This window comes from Planotetraspora sp. GP83 (assembly GCF_041262585.1).
GTDB lineage: Bacteria > Actinomycetota > Actinomycetes > Streptosporangiales > Streptosporangiaceae > JAOEGB01.
The window spans coordinates 88751-104679 of the sequence record NZ_JBGCBZ010000006.1 but is presented as its reverse complement, the minus strand read 5'-3'; the positions used below and the strand labels follow the sequence as shown (position 1 = coordinate 104679).

At 70.6% G+C, this 15929-nt stretch carries 14 protein-coding genes and 2 pseudogenes; 13 read left to right on the top strand and 3 right to left on the bottom strand.

The window, feature by feature from the left end:
• Window positions 1-63 precede the first annotated feature (63 nt).
• A complete protein-coding gene (locus ABH927_RS10725; protein WP_370020391.1) occupies window positions 64-759 on the top strand; it encodes a CPBP family intramembrane glutamic endopeptidase in 696 nt (231 codons plus the stop codon).
• 191 nt (window positions 760-950) lie between these two features.
• Here the strand turns inward: ABH927_RS10725 and ABH927_RS10720 are convergent, their stop codons facing one another.
• Window positions 951-1670, bottom strand: coding sequence for a PIG-L deacetylase family protein (locus ABH927_RS10720; RefSeq protein WP_370020390.1), 720 nt, complete (start codon window positions 1668-1670; stop codon window positions 951-953).
• A gap of 65 nt (window positions 1671-1735) precedes the next feature.
• On the opposite strand from ABH927_RS10720, the gene pcrA reads away from it, so the two are divergent.
• Window positions 1736-4045 carry a DNA helicase PcrA gene (pcrA, locus tag ABH927_RS10715; protein WP_370020388.1) on the top strand — a complete coding sequence of 770 codons (2310 nt, stop codon included), beginning with the start codon at window positions 1736-1738 and terminating at the stop codon, window positions 4043-4045.
• Window positions 4046-4124: 79 nt separating this feature from the next.
• Here pcrA and ABH927_RS10710 read toward each other — a convergent pair whose 3' ends face one another.
• Entirely contained in the window at window positions 4125-5006 is an 882-nt protein-coding gene (locus ABH927_RS10710) for a hypothetical protein (protein ID WP_370020386.1), read from the bottom strand.
• Window positions 5007-5217: 211 nt separating this feature from the next.
• On the opposite strand from ABH927_RS10710, the gene ABH927_RS10705 reads away from it, so the two are divergent.
• The 9 genes and pseudogenes from ABH927_RS10705 (at window position 5218) to ABH927_RS10665 (ending at window position 13127) form a co-directional block, all read left to right on the top strand.
• Window positions 5218-5613 carry a cobalamin B12-binding domain-containing protein gene (locus ABH927_RS10705; RefSeq protein ID WP_370020384.1) on the top strand — a complete coding sequence of 132 codons (396 nt, stop codon included), beginning with the start codon at window positions 5218-5220 and terminating at the stop codon, window positions 5611-5613.
• Between the two features lie 17 nt (window positions 5614-5630).
• Window positions 5631-6115: pseudogene (locus ABH927_RS10700) on the top strand (iron chelate uptake ABC transporter family permease subunit).
• On the top strand, window positions 6112-8313 hold the full coding sequence (locus tag ABH927_RS10695) for a penicillin acylase family protein (RefSeq protein WP_370020383.1): 2202 nt from the start codon (window positions 6112-6114) through the stop codon (window positions 8311-8313). The pseudogene ABH927_RS10700 and the gene ABH927_RS10695 overlap by 4 nt, the downstream one beginning before the upstream one ends.
• Complete coding sequence (locus ABH927_RS10690) at window positions 8303-8440, top strand: hypothetical protein (RefSeq protein WP_370020823.1); 138 nt, start codon at window positions 8303-8305, stop codon at window positions 8438-8440. Before ABH927_RS10695 ends, ABH927_RS10690 begins: the two co-directional genes overlap by 11 nt.
• A pseudogene (locus tag ABH927_RS10685) lies at window positions 8377-8547 on the top strand (siderophore biosynthesis protein); the annotation flags it as partial. The gene ABH927_RS10690 and the pseudogene ABH927_RS10685, both read left to right, overlap by 64 nt.
• Entirely contained in the window at window positions 8474-8917 is a 444-nt protein-coding gene (locus ABH927_RS10680; protein WP_370020807.1) for a GNAT family N-acetyltransferase, read from the top strand. The pseudogene ABH927_RS10685 and the gene ABH927_RS10680, both read left to right, overlap by 74 nt.
• Before the next feature lie 165 nt (window positions 8918-9082).
• The gene (gene sucC, locus ABH927_RS10675) at window positions 9083-10264 is read left to right on the top strand and encodes an ADP-forming succinate--CoA ligase subunit beta (protein ID WP_370020381.1); all 1182 of its coding nucleotides are present in this window, start codon (window positions 9083-9085) and stop codon (window positions 10262-10264) included.
• On the top strand, window positions 10264-11142 hold the full coding sequence (gene sucD / locus ABH927_RS10670) for a succinate--CoA ligase subunit alpha (protein WP_370020379.1): 879 nt from the start codon (window positions 10264-10266) through the stop codon (window positions 11140-11142). Before sucC ends, sucD begins: the two co-directional genes overlap by 1 nt.
• 359 nt (window positions 11143-11501) lie before the next feature.
• Entirely contained in the window at window positions 11502-13127 is a 1626-nt protein-coding gene (locus ABH927_RS10665; protein ID WP_370020377.1) for a DUF6350 family protein, read from the top strand.
• Window positions 13128-13139: 12 nt separating this feature from the next.
• Here the strand turns inward: ABH927_RS10665 and ABH927_RS10660 are convergent, their stop codons facing one another.
• On the bottom strand, window positions 13140-13544 hold the full coding sequence (locus ABH927_RS10660; protein ID WP_370020375.1) for a hypothetical protein: 405 nt from the start codon (window positions 13542-13544) through the stop codon (window positions 13140-13142).
• Between the two features lie 151 nt (window positions 13545-13695).
• Here ABH927_RS10660 and purN point away from each other — a divergent pair, with 151 nt between their 5' ends.
• Together purN and purH are read left to right on the top strand one after the other, a co-directional pair.
• Window positions 13696-14376, top strand: coding sequence for a phosphoribosylglycinamide formyltransferase (purN, locus tag ABH927_RS10655; protein WP_370020806.1), 681 nt, complete (start codon window positions 13696-13698; stop codon window positions 14374-14376).
• Window positions 14373-15917, top strand: a complete 1545-nt coding sequence (purH, locus tag ABH927_RS10650; protein ID WP_370020373.1) for a bifunctional phosphoribosylaminoimidazolecarboxamide formyltransferase/IMP cyclohydrolase — start codon at window positions 14373-14375, stop codon at window positions 15915-15917. The genes purN and purH overlap by 4 nt, the downstream gene beginning before the upstream one ends.
• Window positions 15918-15929: the final 12 nt, after the last annotated feature.

Below are 15929 nucleotides of genomic sequence, written 5' to 3'. Positions count from 1 at the left end.
CTGAGCGGCCCCACAATGACGGTGTGACACAGAGGAGGGCATGACGTGGGCCGGGTGAATCCTGTGGCACCGGCACTGGGCGTGCTCGTGGCCGCCAACGTGATGAACAACCGGATCGCCCCGCGGTGGGCCCCCGTGACCTCAGCTGTCGCCACCGGAGCCCTGGTCGCGATCGCCCGCCGGGACGGGCTCACGTGGCCGGAGCTGGGCTTCCGCACGCCCAGGCGCGGCGCGGCGATCGGAGGGACGCTCGCCGCCGGGGTGGTGGCCGGCTATGCCGCGGGCGTCGCCCTTCCGCGCACCCGGCCGCTTTTCCGCGACGAGCGGGCTCTCGCCCTGTCGCGCCGCCGCCTGCTGGAGGAGGCGCTGGTCCAGGTGCCCGCCGGGACCGTGCTGCTCGAAGAGGTGGCCTTCCGCGGCGTGCTCCCCGCCCTTCTCGGGAGGTCGCTTCCGGCTCGTACGGCTGTCGCCGCGTCGGCCGCGCTCTTCGGGCTGTGGCACGTGCTGCCCGCTCTCGACATGGCCCGCGCCAACCCCGCACTCGGCCGTCTGACATCGGGCGAGACGGGGGATGGCGTGGAGACCGCTCGTCTTGTCGCGGGGACCGTGGTGTCGACAGGCCTCGCGGGCCTGCTCTTCCACGAGCTTCGCCGTCGTGGCGGTCTTCTTGCCCCGTCCGTGCTGCATGTCGCCACGAACTCGCTCGGCTACCTCGCCGCCCGCGCCGCCCGGCGGCTCAGCCGTACCGAGAAGCCCTGACCGGCGACGCCCGCGACCCACCCCCGTGATCATGCAAGGGTTCCCGGCGGGGCAGTTTGAGGTGCGGAGATACGTTTCGTGATCAAGTCGGCCCCCGCCCAGCAGCATGCCGACGAACAGGAGCGCGGCGGGCAGCCTGGCGACCGCCCAGACGATGATGAGCGAGACGTATAGCTGCCACTGCGACCAGGTCAGGCGCTGACCACGACCTGGAACGCCTCGGCGAACGTGCCTTCGGGGAGGCCCGCGGTCGCGGCGTTGGCGGCGAGCCAGCCCCTGATCATGCCGTCGAGGTCTTCCATGTGGGCGGTCTGGCTCTCATGGGCGCGCAGCGCGGCGATCTTGCGGTCGATGGTCGCCGTGACGTCGACGTAGTGGTCGGGCGTCATGGTGCCCATCAGCCAGACCTCGCGGACCGTCCAGGCGTCGAGGCCCTCGTCGGCCAGCAGCTCGGGGAAGGCGTAGGGATTGCGGGCGTCCGGGTAGACCGCGTCGAGGGTGGCGCCGCCGACGGCCCGGTGGTCCGGGTGGCTCGGACCCAGGCGGGCGTAGTTGCGCTCGGGCGTGGAGGTGATCACGAGATCCGGCCTGACCTGCCGGATCACCCGCGTGATGTCGCGCCGGAGGCCGAGGGTCTGCTCGACCACGCCGTCCTGGTGGCCGAGGAAGCGAAGGTCGCTGACGCCGACGCACTTGGCGGCGGCCGTCTGCTCGGCGCGGCGCCGCGCGGCCATGCCGCCGTTGTCGAGATCCCGGTCGAAGCCGCCCGCGTCGCCGTCGGTGACCAGGCAGTACGCGACCTGCGCCCCCGCGTCGGAGAGCTTGGCGATCGTCCCGGCGCCGCCGAAGTCGATGTCGTCGGGGTGCGCGGTCACGACCAGCACCGTTGTGATGTCAGCGTCATCCAGCATGGGCTGGCCTCCTCCTGGTCCGGCAACTCACCTTAAAGGGGGCTTCATCGAAGGGTGGGCACCGGATGTCGGTGGACGGTCATACCCTTAGTCACGTGTCCACCCGAGCCGCCACCCACCCCTTGCTCGACGGCCTCAACCCGCAGCAGCGGGAGGCCGTCCTCCATCAGGGCAGCCCCCTGCTGATCGTCGCGGGAGCCGGCTCCGGCAAGACCCGGGTCCTCACCCACCGCATCGCCTACCTGCTGGCCGAGCGTGGCGTGCAGCCGGGCGAGATCCTCGCGATCACCTTCACCAACAAGGCCGCCCGCGAGATGAAGGACCGGGTCGACCGGCTCGTCGGGCCGAGGTCCAAGGCCATGTGGGTGATGACCTTCCACAGCGCGTGCGTGCGGATCCTGCGCCGGGAGGCCAAGCGGCTGGGCTTCCCCAGCAGCTTCTCGATCTACGACCAGGCCGACTCGCAGCGGCTCATGGCGCTGGTGTGCCGCGAGCTCGACCTGGATCCCAAGCGCTACCCGCCGCGGTCGTTCTCCAACCAGGTCAGCAACTTCAAGAACGAGCTGATCGACTACGAGACGGCGGCGGACCGGGCCCAGACGCATCTGGAGCGCACGCTCGCCGAGGCGTACCGGACCTACCAGCAGCGGCTCACCGAGGCCGGCGCGATGGACTTCGACGACCTCATCATGCTGACGGTCACCCTGTTCCAGCTCTTCCCCGAGGTGGCCGAGCACTACCGGCGGCGGTTCCGGCACGTGATGGTCGACGAGTATCAGGACACCAACCACGCGCAGTACACGCTGGTCCGCGAGCTGGTCGGCCGGCCCGAGCTGCGGACCGCCGACGGCGACGTGGTGAGGGAGGGCGTCGAGCCCGCCGAGCTGGTCGTCGTGGGCGACGCCGACCAGTCGATCTACGCGTTCCGCGGGGCGACGATCCGCAACATCCTCGAGTTCGAGCGCGACTACCCCGACGCGCGGACGATCCTGCTGGAGCAGAACTACCGCTCCACGCAGACGATTTTGAACGCGGCGAACGCGGTCATCTCTCGCAACGAGAGCCGCAAGCCCAAGAACCTGTGGTCCGAGCAGGGCGCCGGGGCGAAGATCGTCGGATACGTCGCGGACAACGAGCACGACGAGGCCATGTTCGTCGCGCAGGAGGTCGACCGGCTCAGCGACGACGAGGGGATCACCCCGGGCCAGGTGGCCGTCTTCTACCGGACCAACTCGGCCTCCCGCGTCTTCGAGGAGATCTTCATCCGCACCGGCCTGCCGTACAAGGTCGTGGGCGGGGTGCGCTTCTACGAGCGCAAGGAGGTCAAGGACCTGCTCGCCTACCTGCGGGTCCTGGCCAACCCGAGCGACACGGTGTCGCTGCGGCGCATCCTCAACGTGCCCAAGCGCGGCATCGGCGACCGGGCCGAGGCGATGATCGAGGCCTTCGCGACCAGAGAGCGGATCAGCTTCTGGGAGGCGCTCCAGCGGGCCGGCGAGGCCCCCGGCCTCGCCACCCGGTCGCTCAACGCGATCAGGGAGTTCACGGCGATGCTGGAGGATCTGCGGGCCAAGGAGCTGCCGCTGTCCGATCTCGCCGAGGAGGTGCTGAACGGCACGGGCTACCGCACCGAGCTGGAGACCTCCGGCGACCCCCAGGACGAGAGCCGCCTGGAGAACCTCAACGAGCTGATCTCGGTGGCCGCCGAGTTCGAGGAGGCCAACCCGGACGGCACGCTGGTCGACTTCCTGGAGCAGGTGTCGCTCGTCGCCGACGCCGACCAGATCCCCGAAGGGGAGGACCACGGCGGCGTCGTCACGCTGATGACGCTGCACACCGCCAAGGGCCTGGAGTTTCCCGTGGTGTTCCTCACCGCGATGGAGGACGGCGTCTTCCCCCACATGCGCTCGCTCAGCGACGCCAAGGAGCTGGAGGAGGAGCGCCGCCTGGCCTACGTCGGCATCACGCGGGCCGAGCAGCGGCTCTACCTCTCGCGCGCGGCCGTGCGCACCTCCTGGGGCGCGCCGTCGTTCAACCCGGCCTCCCGGTTCCTCTCCGAGGTGCCGGGCGACCTCGTCGACTGGCGCAGTGACCCCGCCAAGAACGCCTGGTCCGCCGCGGTGTCTCGCAATCCCATGCCGACTTCTGGGATCGCCACGTCCCCCCGCCAGTCCCGTACGGCTCCCGCCCCCAGGAAGGGCGGCCGGGAGATCCCCAACCTGACACCGGGAGACAGGGTCACCCACGACACGTTCGGCCTCGGCACGGTGGTCGCCGTGGAAGGCATCGCGGAGAAGACCCGAGCGAAGATCGATTTCGGTAGCGATGGCGAGAAGACCCTGCTCCTCGCCTACGCCAAGGTCGAGAAGCTCTGACCCCCGCTCGACGGGGACCCGCCTCACGCGGAAGCGGGAGGCCAGGTGCCGTGGCCTCCCGCTTCAGTGTTGCCGGCTGTCAGTCGCCCAGGTTGATGTAGTCGGGCATATCCGGCACGGTGCCGTCGATGTCGGAGACGTCGGCCACCTGGTCGGACGGCGGAGGCGTGATGTGGATCTTGGAGCCCCACCCGGTGAACGTGAGAGTGCCGGCCACGTCGAGGGTGAAGCTGACCTTCTTGGTCTTGTACTTCAGGCTCGTCGAGGTCGACAGCCGGCGCACCAGGCTGTCGGAGCCGACCCAGAGCTTCCAGGAGACGACCGTCTTACGGCTTTCCGGCCCGAGGGCCTTGAGCTCATTCTTGAGGGACGGCGTCGAAGCGGCGAGCTGCTGCAGGGTGATCGCGCCACGGTAGAGCGTCGTCTTGGCCCCGCCGATCACGCCGCCGTTGCCGTGGGCCTTGGCGGTGGCGAGCACGGCCTTGAGCGCCTGGGGGTTCAGCGGGTCGATGAAGTTGTTGCCCGCGACGGAGCCCGCCGCGTCGCCGCCGGGCATCCGGAGCCACGTCTTCCCGTCGGGAAGGACGTCGGCGTACATGCCGCCGGAGACGTAGGTGTTCTTCTTCACGGTGATGGTCCGGGTCGGGTCGTCAAGGCCCTGCAGGTCCTCGTCGTCCCCGAGCGAGCCGCCAAAGTCGATCTTCGTCGTGACGTCGCTCGCGGAGACGCCGGCCCTGGCGAACTCGACGTCGCCCTTCTGGCGGAGCTTGGCCGAGGAGAAGCCGCCGATGCTGATTTTCCCGACGGACGTGAAATGAACGCCGTGGCCGGTGACGAACTGCTTCTTGAGCGCGACGGCCGGGTCGGCGGCGCCGGCCTGGGCGTGGGCGGGCGCCGCGACCGCGGGCGCGATGAGCGTGGCCGCCGCGGCGCACGCCAAAGCGGCGATTGTTCGCCTCATTGGGGGGGTTCCTCCCGTAAATACCCCTCGTTCTTCGAGAGGTGACCCCGAAATCTTGCCGAGTCATAATCACGGAAAAGTCACAAAACTCCACATTTGCTGTGAGTTTTTAGTTGATTAACGGATTAATCTGCATGGCCGGGCCGTACGACGGCGCCGGTCGGGGCTGCGGTTACGCTTCGGGCAGCGGGGCACCATCTGGGAGGTCTTCATGGAAGCCAGGATCCGGGTCGTCGTGGCGAAGCCGGGGCTCGACGGACATGACCGAGGGGTCAAGGTCGTGGCGAGGGCGCTGCGTGACGCCGGCATGGAGGTCGTCTACACGGGGCTGCACCAGACGCCCGAGCAGATCGTCAGGACCGCCATCCAGGAGGACGCGGCGGCCATCGGACTGTCGATCCTCTCCGGCGCCCACATGACGCTCTTCGCCCGGCTCATCGAGGTCCTCCGCGAGGAGGACGCCGAGGACATCGTCGTGTTCGGCGGCGGCATCATCCCGGAGGCGGACATCCCGGAGCTCCAGAAGATGGGCGTCGCGAGGATCTTCACGCCCGGCGCCACGACGCAGGAGATCGTGGACTGGGTCCGTACGGCGGTGCCCGCCTGAGGCGGGGGGTCACGGTCGTGACGCGAACCGCGCGATGGGGTTCACGAGAGGCCCGGCGCGCGGTCACCGCCCTGCTCGTGGGGGCCGCGCTCGGCCTCGCGGGAGCGATCTTCCAGTCGGTCGTCCGCAACCCGCTGGGCAGCCCCGACGTGCTCGGCTTCACCCAGGGCTCGTCACCGGTGTCGTGATCTCCGCCTTCGCCTGGCGGCGGGGGCTTCACGGACACCGTCTGGTGCTCGTCGGCATCGGCGTCGGCGCCATCCTGACCGGCCTCAACGGCTACCTGCTCACGCGGACCCAGATGACGGACGCGGCACGCGCCGTGCTGTGGCTCACCGGCAGCCTCGACGGGCGCGGCTGGGAAGACGCCCACTGCTCGCCCGCGGGCGCGGTCCTGCTGGTCGGCGCCGACTGGGTCGCGCAGCGGCTGGTGACCGGAGTGCCCGGTGGCGGCGATCTGATCTGGTTGCTCGTCACCGAACGGAGGGCAGGCCGGATATGAATGACACGACCCGCCCGCGCCATCCCTTCTACACCGATGTGGGCGCGGCCGTACGAGAAAAGAGGGGGAGCGGAGTGATCATCGAGACCTACCGGGACGCCTGGGGGATCCCGCATCTGCGAGCCGGGAGCGCGCACGAGCTGGCCTTCGCGCAGGGGCGCGACGTCGCGATCGACCGGGCCTGGCAGATCGAGGTCGAGCGGCACCGGTCACAGGGGACCACCGCCGCCTTCCTGGGCGCCGCCGCCGTGCCCTGGGACCGTTTCGCCCGGCAGGCCCGGCTGGACGACACCGCCCGTCGCTGTTTCGACCGCCTCGACGCGGACACCGGCGCCTGGGTCAGGAGCTACGTCGACGGAGTCAACGACGGGCTCGCCGAGGGAGCGCGACGGGCACCGGAGTTCGCCGCCACCGGACTGGTTCCCGGGCGCTGGCAGCCGTGGACGCCACTGGGACTCTGGCTGTCCACGCACATCCTCTTCGCCAACTTTCCCGCCAAGCTATGGCGCGAGGAGGTCGCCCGCGTCCTTGGTGAGGAGGCCATCGGGCTGTTCGCCCACGACGGCCCGCCCGGCGCGTCCGGGAGCAACGGCTGGATCCTCAGCGGCGCCCGCACCATTACCGGGGCCCCCCTCATCGCGGGCGACCCGCACCGGGTGATCGAGGACCCCGGCGTCTACCAGCAGGTCCACCTGTCGTGCCCCGAGTTCGACGTCGTGGGGCTGGCCGTCCCGGGTGTTCCCGGCATCGCCCATTTCGGGCACACCGGCACGGTGGCCTGGGCCATCACCAACGCCATGGCCGACTATCAGGACCTCTACCGGGAGCGCCTCCGGCGACGGGGAGAAAAGGTCGAGGCCCTCGGCCCTGACGGCTGGCGGCCCGCCTCCGCCCACGTCGAGACCATCGAGGTGGCGGGCGGCGACCCGGTCCAGGTCGAGGTCATCGAGACCGACCGCGGCCCCCTGGTGATCGGCGGCCCAGGCGGGGAGGGGGAGGGGATCAGTCTCCGCTATCCGCCTCGGGTGCGTGAGGACGTGGGCTTCCGCGCTCTGCCCGCGCTGCTCAGAGCGGCCACCGTCGCCGACGTCGACCGGGCGCTCGACCTGTGGGCGGAGCCCGTCAACGTCGTGCAGGCCGCGGACACCGAGGGCGGCCTGTTGCACCGGGTGGCGGGCATGGTGCCGCTCCGCCACCGGGACAACCGGCTGCGCGTCATGCCCGCGTGGGATGCCGCCCACGAGTGGCACGGCTGGCACGAGCCGTTGCCTCGCGCGGAGGTCGACGGTGTCGCGGTGATGGCGAACCAGCGGGGCCTGGCCGAGCCGCTCGGCGTCGACTTCGCCGCCCCGCACCGGGCCGAGCGGATCCGGCACCTGCTGGACGGGTCGGCGGCCTGGTCCGCCAAGGACGTCACCGCCATCCACACCGACACCTTCCTGGCTTCGGCCCGGTCGTTGCTGGACCTGCTGGCCGGACTGGACGGCCTGAGCCCGGACGCCGCACGCCTGCGGGAGCGGCTGCTGCGCTGGGACCGCCGGATGGAGGCCGACAGCGCCGACGCCACGTTGTACGCCGCCGTGCGAGCGAGGGTGGTGCAGGGGCTGGCCGCTCACCCCGCGCTGGCCGGGCTGGCCGAGACCGCGTCGCGGTATTCCGAGATCTTCCAGCCGTGGGTCCTGCTGGTCCGGCGGATCGCGTTCGCGCTGGAGGGCGTGCTGACCACCGAACTGCTGCCCGGCATCGACAGGCCCGGCGTCGTCAGGGCCGCCATCGAGGACGTCGCCACCAAGCTCGCCGTTCCCGCTGCCGTTCCCGCTGCCGTTCCCGCTGCCGGGGCGGGCGCCGGGACCGGGGAGGTGCTGCCGCGGTGGGGGGAGGTGCACCGGCTCACCCCATGGCAGGCGCTTCCCGGGCTGGCGCATGAGGTGTGGCCCGGCCTGTCCGGCGACCATGACTGCGTGCTCGCCACGTCCAGCGTGCCGGGCATCACCGACCACGCCGCCCGCGGACCCGTGGCCCGCTACGTCTGGGACCTCGCGCGGCGTGAGGACAGTCTCTGGGTCGTCCCGTTCGGGGCCTCCGGCGTACCCGGCGACGCCCACCACCGCGACCAGCTGCCGCTGTGGCTGCGCGGAGAGCTCGTCCCCGTGATCACGGACTGGAACCACCTCACCGAGGAAAGACATGACCGCTGACGTCTCCCCGCTGAAGCACGCGCCGCTGAAGCCCGCCCCTCGCGCGATGCCGTACACGAGCGGGTGGTCGACGGTTTCGGGACCATCCGGATCGTCCCGGTGGATCCTCGGCACGACCTCGACCTGATCCACGGCTGGTCACCCAGGACCGGGCCCGCTTCTGGGGGCATGCGCGACGCCGGCCGGGAGCGGGTCCTGGAGATCTACGAGTGCCTGGACTCTCTCGCGACGCACCACGCCTACCTCCTTCACAAGGACGGCAGGCCGGTGGCGCTCTTCCAGAAGTACGAACCGGGCGGAGGACCCGGTCGGGGAGTGCTACGACGTCCATCCCGGCGACTTCGGGATCCACCTGACGATCGGCCCCGCAACCGGGAGCGGCGAGCGCGGCTTCATCGCCACGCTCCTGTCCGTCTGCCTCGCGTACGCGCTGGCGGACCCGAGCCGGCGGATCGTGGCCGAGCCCGACGCCCGCAACGAGAAGGCGATCGCGCGCCTGATCCAGATGGGGTTCGCGCCGGGACCCGAGATAGATCTTCCCGGCAAGGGGGCCCGGCTGTTCTTCCTGAACCGGTCGTCATGGGCGCTCGGCACGTCCCGTTAGCGGTTTAGGACAATTCGCCTAACCTTGCCGTACTCCAATGTCGTTGGCAAGGCATTACCAGGACCCCATGACGTGGCCATGTCCCGGCTGCGGCTAGGCTTCATGCGCGGAAACGCCGGGCGGGTCGACAGCGCCTGGCCTCGACATCAAAAGGGACGGACCCTCGTGGACCTGTTCGAACATCAGGCGAAGGAGCTCTTCGCGGAGTACGGCATCCCGGTGCCGCGCGGCATCGTCGCGCACACCGCCGAGGAGGCGCGCGCGGCTGCGGAGCAGCTGACCGGCCGGGTTGTCGTCAAGGCCCAAGTCAAGACCGGCGGGCGAGGCAAGGCCGGCGGCGTGAAGGTCGCGGACGACGCCGCCGACGCCTACCAGAAGGCGGCGCAGATCCTCGGCATGGACATCAAGGGCCACACGGTCCACAAGGTCCTGATCGAGGAGGCCAGCCAGATCGCCGAGGAGTACTACTTCTCCTTCCTCCTCGACCGCGCCAACCGGACCTTCCTCGCCATCTGCTCGGCGGCCGGCGGAATGGACATCGAAGAGGTCGCGCACACCGCGCCGGAGAAGGTCGCCAAGATTCCGGTCAGCCCCATCACGGGGGTTCACCGCGACAAGGCCCGCGAGATCGCCGTGGCCGGTGGCCTGCCGCCGCAGTCGCTGGAGGGCGCCGCCGAGCTCATCGAGAAGCTCTGGGCCGTCTTCGTCGACGAGGACGCCTCGCTCGTCGAGGTCAACCCAATGATCCTGTCCGCCGACGGTCAGGTGAAGGCCCTTGACGGCAAGGTCACCCTCGACGAGAACGCGAACTTCCGCCAGGCCGAGCACTCGGCGTACGTAGACAAGGCCGCCGAGGACCCGCTTGAGGCGAAGGCCAAGGAGAAGCACCTCAACTACGTCAAGCTCGACGGCACGGTCGGCATCATCGGCAACGGCGCGGGCCTGGTCATGTCCACGCTGGACGTCGTGGCCTACGCGGGCGAGGAATACCCCGGCCAGCCCAAGCCGGCCAACTTCCTCGACATCGGCGGCGGCGCCTCGGCCGAGGTCATGGCCAACGGCCTGGAGATCATCCTCTCCGACCCGTCGGTCAAGTCGGTGTTCGTGAACGTCTTCGGCGGCATCACCGCCTGCGACGCCGTCGCCAACGGCATCGTCTCGGCGTTCCAGCTGCTGGAGAGCCGGGGCGAAACGGTGACCCACCCGCTGGTCGTACGGCTGGACGGTAACAACGCCGCTCTCGGGCGGCAGATTCTCGCCGACGCCGCGCTGCCGCGCGTCGAGCTGGTGGACACTATGGACGATGCGGCCAAGCGCGCCGCCGAGCTCGCCGCGGTAGGTGCGTAATGGCTATCTGGCTCACTGACAGCAGCAAGATCATCGTTCAGGGCATGACCGGCGCGGAGGGCACCAAGCACACCCGCCGCATGCTGGCCTCCGGCGCCAAGGTCGTCGGCGGTGTCAACGCCCGCAAGGCCGGCACCGTCCACGAGGGGCTGCCCGTCTTCGGGACCGTCGCCGAGGCCATCGAGAAGACCGGCGCGGACGTGTCCGTCGTCTTCGTGCCTCCGGCGTTCACCAAGGACGCGGTCAAGGAGGCCATCGACGCCGAGATCCCGCTCTGCGTGGTGATCACCGAGGGCGTTCCGATCCACGACACCACCGAGTTCTGGGCCTACGCCGTGTCCAAGGGTCACAAGACCCGCATCATCGGGCCGAACTGTCCGGGCATCGCCTCTCCGGGCGCGTCCAACGCGGGCATCATCCCGGCGGACATCACGACCCCGGGCCGCATCGGCCTGGTCTCGAAGTCGGGCACGCTGACCTACCAGCTCATGTACGAGCTGCGGGACTTCGGCTTCTCCACGGCCGTCGGCATCGGCGGAGACCCTGTCATCGGCACGACGCACATCGACGCGCTCCAGGCGTTCCAGGACGACCCGGGCACCGACGCGATCGTGATGATCGGTGAGATCGGCGGCGACGCCGAGGAGCGGGCCGCGGCGTACATCGAGGAGCACGTGACCAAGCCGGTCGTGGCCTACGTGGCGGGCTTCACCGCTCCGGAGGGCAAGACCATGGGCCACGCGGGCGCCATCGTGTCCGGCTCGGCCGGCACGGCCCAGGCCAAGAAGGAGGCCCTGGAGAAGGTCGGCGTCCGCGTCGGCAAGACTCCCAGCGAGACCGCCCGTCTGATGGGCGAGATCATGCGCTCCCTCGCCTAGCTCCTTGTGGTGATCACGTGGTGATCATGCACGGGTTCCCGCGCATGGCGCCCGGCCGGTCGCACCCCCGTTCGTGATCATGCGCGGGTTCCCGTTCGGGTAGGTTGACCTGCGCGTTCGTAATTCGTGACCTTGCACTTCTTCGGAGGTGCAAGGTCACGAGCGTTATATGCCCAGGTCATCGCCGATGAGCGGGAATCCGTGCATGATCACGCACGAGGGTTTGCCTGCTCAATGGCGCACCCCGGGAACCTGTGCATGATCACGCGCGGGGTTGGGGGGTGATCACGTGCGTACAGATGGGGCGCGGCGGCGTGGCTGCGTGGAAACAGCGGCTCGGGCTGGGAGCATGGGGTAGCGTGACGGCTTTTCTCGACCAGCTTCGGACCGCCCCTCGTGCCGTCCTCAGCCGTTTCCCCTTCGGCGACGACGAGGAGACCCGCCGTCCCCTCCCCGTCTCCGGCATGCTGGCCGCCGTCTGCACCCTCGGCGCCGGCCTCGCGGTCCTCACCACCTTGACGCTCGTCGGGTGGATCGCCGCGCCGCGCAGCGCCTTCGGCGCGGGCCTCCCCGGCGTGTTCCGTACGGCATGCCAGCTCTGGCTCGCCGCCCACCACGCCGGGTTCGCGATCCCCGGAGGGCGCGTCGGCCTTTTGCCCCTCGGGCTGATGATCCTGCCGGGCACGCTGCTCTACCGGGCCGGCCTGTGGATGGCGCGCGACGCCGACCTCCGGCTGCGCATGCCGGCCAGGCTGCCGAAGGGCACGCCCCGCGACGTGGAGAACGCCCGCCGCCGCGCACAGCTCCTGCTGGTCGCCCAGGCGGGGATCTCGCTGGCCGCGCCGTACGCGCTGCTCGCCGGGGTGATCTCGCTCGTCGCCCGCAACGAGGTCACGCAGCCGTTCCTCGGAGAGGCGCTCGTCAGCCATCTGGTGCTGGCCTTCCTGGCGGGCTCGGTGGCAACCGCCCGCACGATCGGCCCTTGGCGGTCGATGCTCCGTCTGCTCCCCGAGCGTCCCCGCTCGGTCGTCGCCGGTACGGCTGTCGCGGTGTCGGTGCTGCTCGCCGCCGGGATGCTGCTGGTGCTCGGGGCGATCGTGGTGAACTTCGGCGAGGTCCAGAGGCTGTCCGACGTCCTCAGCCCGGGGTTCGTCGGCGGGCTGCTGCTCCTGCTGCTGGAGGGGCTCTACCTGCTCAACGCGGTCATCTGGGGCCTGTCGTACATCGCGGGGCCCGGGTTCGCCATCGGCGCCGGGACGCTGGTCGCGCCGACCGGCGTGAAGCTGAGCGCGGTGCCCACGCTGCCCCTCCTGGGGGCCCTGCCGATGTCGGGCACGTCGCCGACCTGGGTCATGGCGGTGATCGCCGTGCCGTTCGTGGCGGGGGCGATAGCGGGCGTCGTGGTGGTGCGCATCGCGCCGACGCCGACGATCGAGGCCGCGCCGCTGTGGGGGTTCGCGTGCGGGGTGTGCTCGGGCGCCACGGCGGGCGTGCTGGCCGCCCTCTCCGGCGGCCCGCTGGGTGGTGCCAGGCTGTCCGCGGTGGGGCCGTCCCCCTGGGAGGTGGCGCTCTCGGTGACGCTGGAGGTCGGCGTCGCGGCGGGCATCTCCGCCGGGATCGCCAACCTGTGGCTGATCTCCCGGCGGCCCGTCGCGCCTCCCGAGCCCGTGCGGAAGGCGGGAGCGGTGATCGCCAAGGCGGCGAGCCGGGTTCGCGCGGCGGACAAGAACGCCCGCGTCCTCCCCGGCCACTGGCTGGACGCGACCGAGGCCGACACTCAGCCCATTCCGGTGATCAAGGACGACTGGACGGACGAGCATGCCGCCGCCACCGCCGAGACGTTCGACGACATCCGGTCGAAGCGGCCCGGCCGTCCGAGCCGCCCCAGCGGTCCCGGCCGTCCGCGCACCGACATCGTGGACGAGTCCGACGACCGCGGCGGGCACGTCATCTACGTCGACCCGTACGCCTGGGACCGCGACTAGGGGAGTGTTAAATCAGGACGGAGCGGGGAGGTTCGACGGCCAGGTGAAGTGGGTCTTCTGCTCGAAGGCCGCTTTGAACTGGTCAGAGCACTCATGCTGGGCCGCGACCGTCCCCGCGCCCTTCCTGCACTCGGCGAGGGCGGAGATCTCGGCGGAGAAGTAGAGCTGGACGGCGGTCGTCCCGGCGCCCAGCAGGAAGGCGATGGACGAGATCACGAGCGCGCCCGTGGCCATCCCGGCCCTCTGCCGCCCCCGCTTCAGGGAACGCAGGTCACGGATCGCGATGATGATCCCGAAAACGGACAGCGCCAGCCCTGCCGCGGGCAGCATGAGCGTGAAGAGCAGCGCCATGATGGCGAGGGTGAGTGCCCTGCGGCCTCCCGTCTCGGGGGCCGACATCTGGAGGGGTGTTGTCACGATCTCCTCGCCTCGCTCCGCCGGGCTGGACCGGCGTGGGTCATAGTGGCCGGCGCCCGATACCCTTTTACCTGCGTCGCTGTTCGCGTCCAAGCAATCATCTCTCGATAATCACCTGTGAAACGCAGCCCGCTCACGAAGGAGTTCCGCCCTGTCCTTCCGGCTCGTGGTCCTCGTCTCCGGTTCGGGGACCAACTTACAAGCCCTTCTGGATGCCACGACCAGCGAGGCGTTCGGCGCCAGGGTTGTGGCCGTCGGCGCCGACCGCGACGGGATCGAGGGGCTGGCCCGAGCGGAGCGGGCCGGGGTCCCGACGTTCGTCGTGCGGGTCGGCGACTACGCCGGCCGCGACGAGTGGGATGAGGCCCTCGCGGCGCGCATCGCCGGGCACCGGCCCGACCTCGTGGTCTCCGCGGGGTTCATGAAGATCCTCGGCCCCCGCGTCCTCGGGGCGTTTCCCGTGGTCAACACCCATCCGGCGCTGCTGCCGTCCTTCCCGGGGGCGCACGCCGTCCGGGACGCGCTGGCGTACGGCGTGCGGGTCACCGGCTGCACGGTCCATCTGGTCGACTCGGGCGTCGACACCGGCCCGGTGATCGCCCAGCAGGCGGTCGACGTCGCGGACGACGATGACGAGGAGTCGCTCCACGAGCGGATCAAGACCGTCGAGCGCGGGCTGCTCGTCGAGGTCGTCGGCCGCATGGCCCGCGAGGGGTGGACGGTGACCGGCCGGGAAGTCCGCCTCGGGCAGCACAAAGCCAGCCGCGAAGGCAGCCGGACAGGCGGCCTCGACGGCAAGGAGTCCCAGCGACAAGGGAGGACCACGAAGTGACCCGCATCGCCATCCGGCGCGCGCTGATCGCGGTATACGACAAGACGGGGCTGGAGGAGCTGGCCCGGGGGCTCGAGGCCGCGGGCGTGGAGATCGTCTCGACCGGTGGCACGGCCGCCAAGATCGCGTCCTTCGGCGTGCCGGTGACCAAGGTGGAGTCGCTGACCGGCTTCCCGGAGTGCCTGGACGGCCGGGTCAAGACTCTGCACCCGCGCGTCCACGCCGGCCTGCTCGCCGACGGGGAGAACCCCTCGCATGTCAAGCAGCTCGAAGAGCTGGAGATCGAGCCCTTCCAACTCGCGGTGGTGAACCTCTACCCGTTCGCTGAGACGGTCGCCTCGGGCGCGTCCGACGCCGAGTGCGTCGAGCAGATCGACATCGGGGGCCCGGCGATGATCCGCGCCGCCGCGAAGAACCACAGCACCGTGGCCGTGGTCGTCGACCCGTCGGCGTACGGGCAGGTGCTCGCCGCGGTCGCCGAGGGCGGATTCATGCTGACCGAGCGGCGGCGGCTCGCCGCGGTCGCCTACGCGCACACCGCCTCCTACGACGTCGCGGTCGCCTCGTGGTTCGCCAGCGTCTACGCCTCCCAGGGTGCGGAGTGGCCGGAGTTCATGGGCGCCACCTGGGAGCGCAAGGCGGCGCTGCGCTACGGCGAGAACCCGCACCAGCGGGCCGCGCTCTACACCGGCCAGACCGGTGGCCTGGCCAACGCCGAACAGCTGCACGGCAAGGAGATGTCCTACAACAACTACGTGGACGCCGACGCCGCGTGGCGGGCGGCCTGGGACTTCGCCGAGCCCTGCGTGGCGATCATCAAGCACGCGAACCCCTGCGGCATCGGCGTCGGCGCCGACGTGACCGAGGCCCACCGCAAGGCGCACGAGTGCGACCCGGTGTCGGCCTACGGCGGCGTGATCGCGGTCAACCGGGAGGTCACCCGGGAACTGGCCGAGCAGATCGCCCCGATCTTCACCGAGGTCGTCGTGGCGCCCTCGTTCGACCCCGAGGCGCTGGCCGTGCTGCGGGAGAAGAAGAACATCCGGCTGCTCGCCTGCCCGGAGGGCCCGGCGGGCGCCGCCGAGTTCCGCCGGATCGACGGCGGCCTGCTGGTCCAGACCGTCGACCGGGTGGACGCACCCGGCGACGACCCGGCGACGTGGGAGCTCAAGACCGGCACGGCGGCGTCGCCCGAGGTGCTGGCCGACCTGGCGTTCGCCTGGAAGGCCTGCCGTTCGGTTAAGTCGAACGCCATCCTGCTGGCCTCCGGCGGTGCGACCGTGGGCGTCGGGATGGGCCAGGTCAACCGGGTCGACTCCGCGCGTCTCGCGGTCAGCCGGGCCGGCGACCGCGCGGCCGGATCGGCGGGCGCGTCGGACGCGTTCTTCCCGTTCCCCGACGGTCTCCAGGTCCTGGCGGAGGCGGGGGTCAAGGCGATCGTGGAGCCCGGCGGTTCCATCCGCGACGAGGACGTCATCGCGGCCGCCGAGGAGGCGGGCATCACGCTCTACTTCACCGGCACCCGGCACTTCTTCCACTGACCCTGTCCTGTA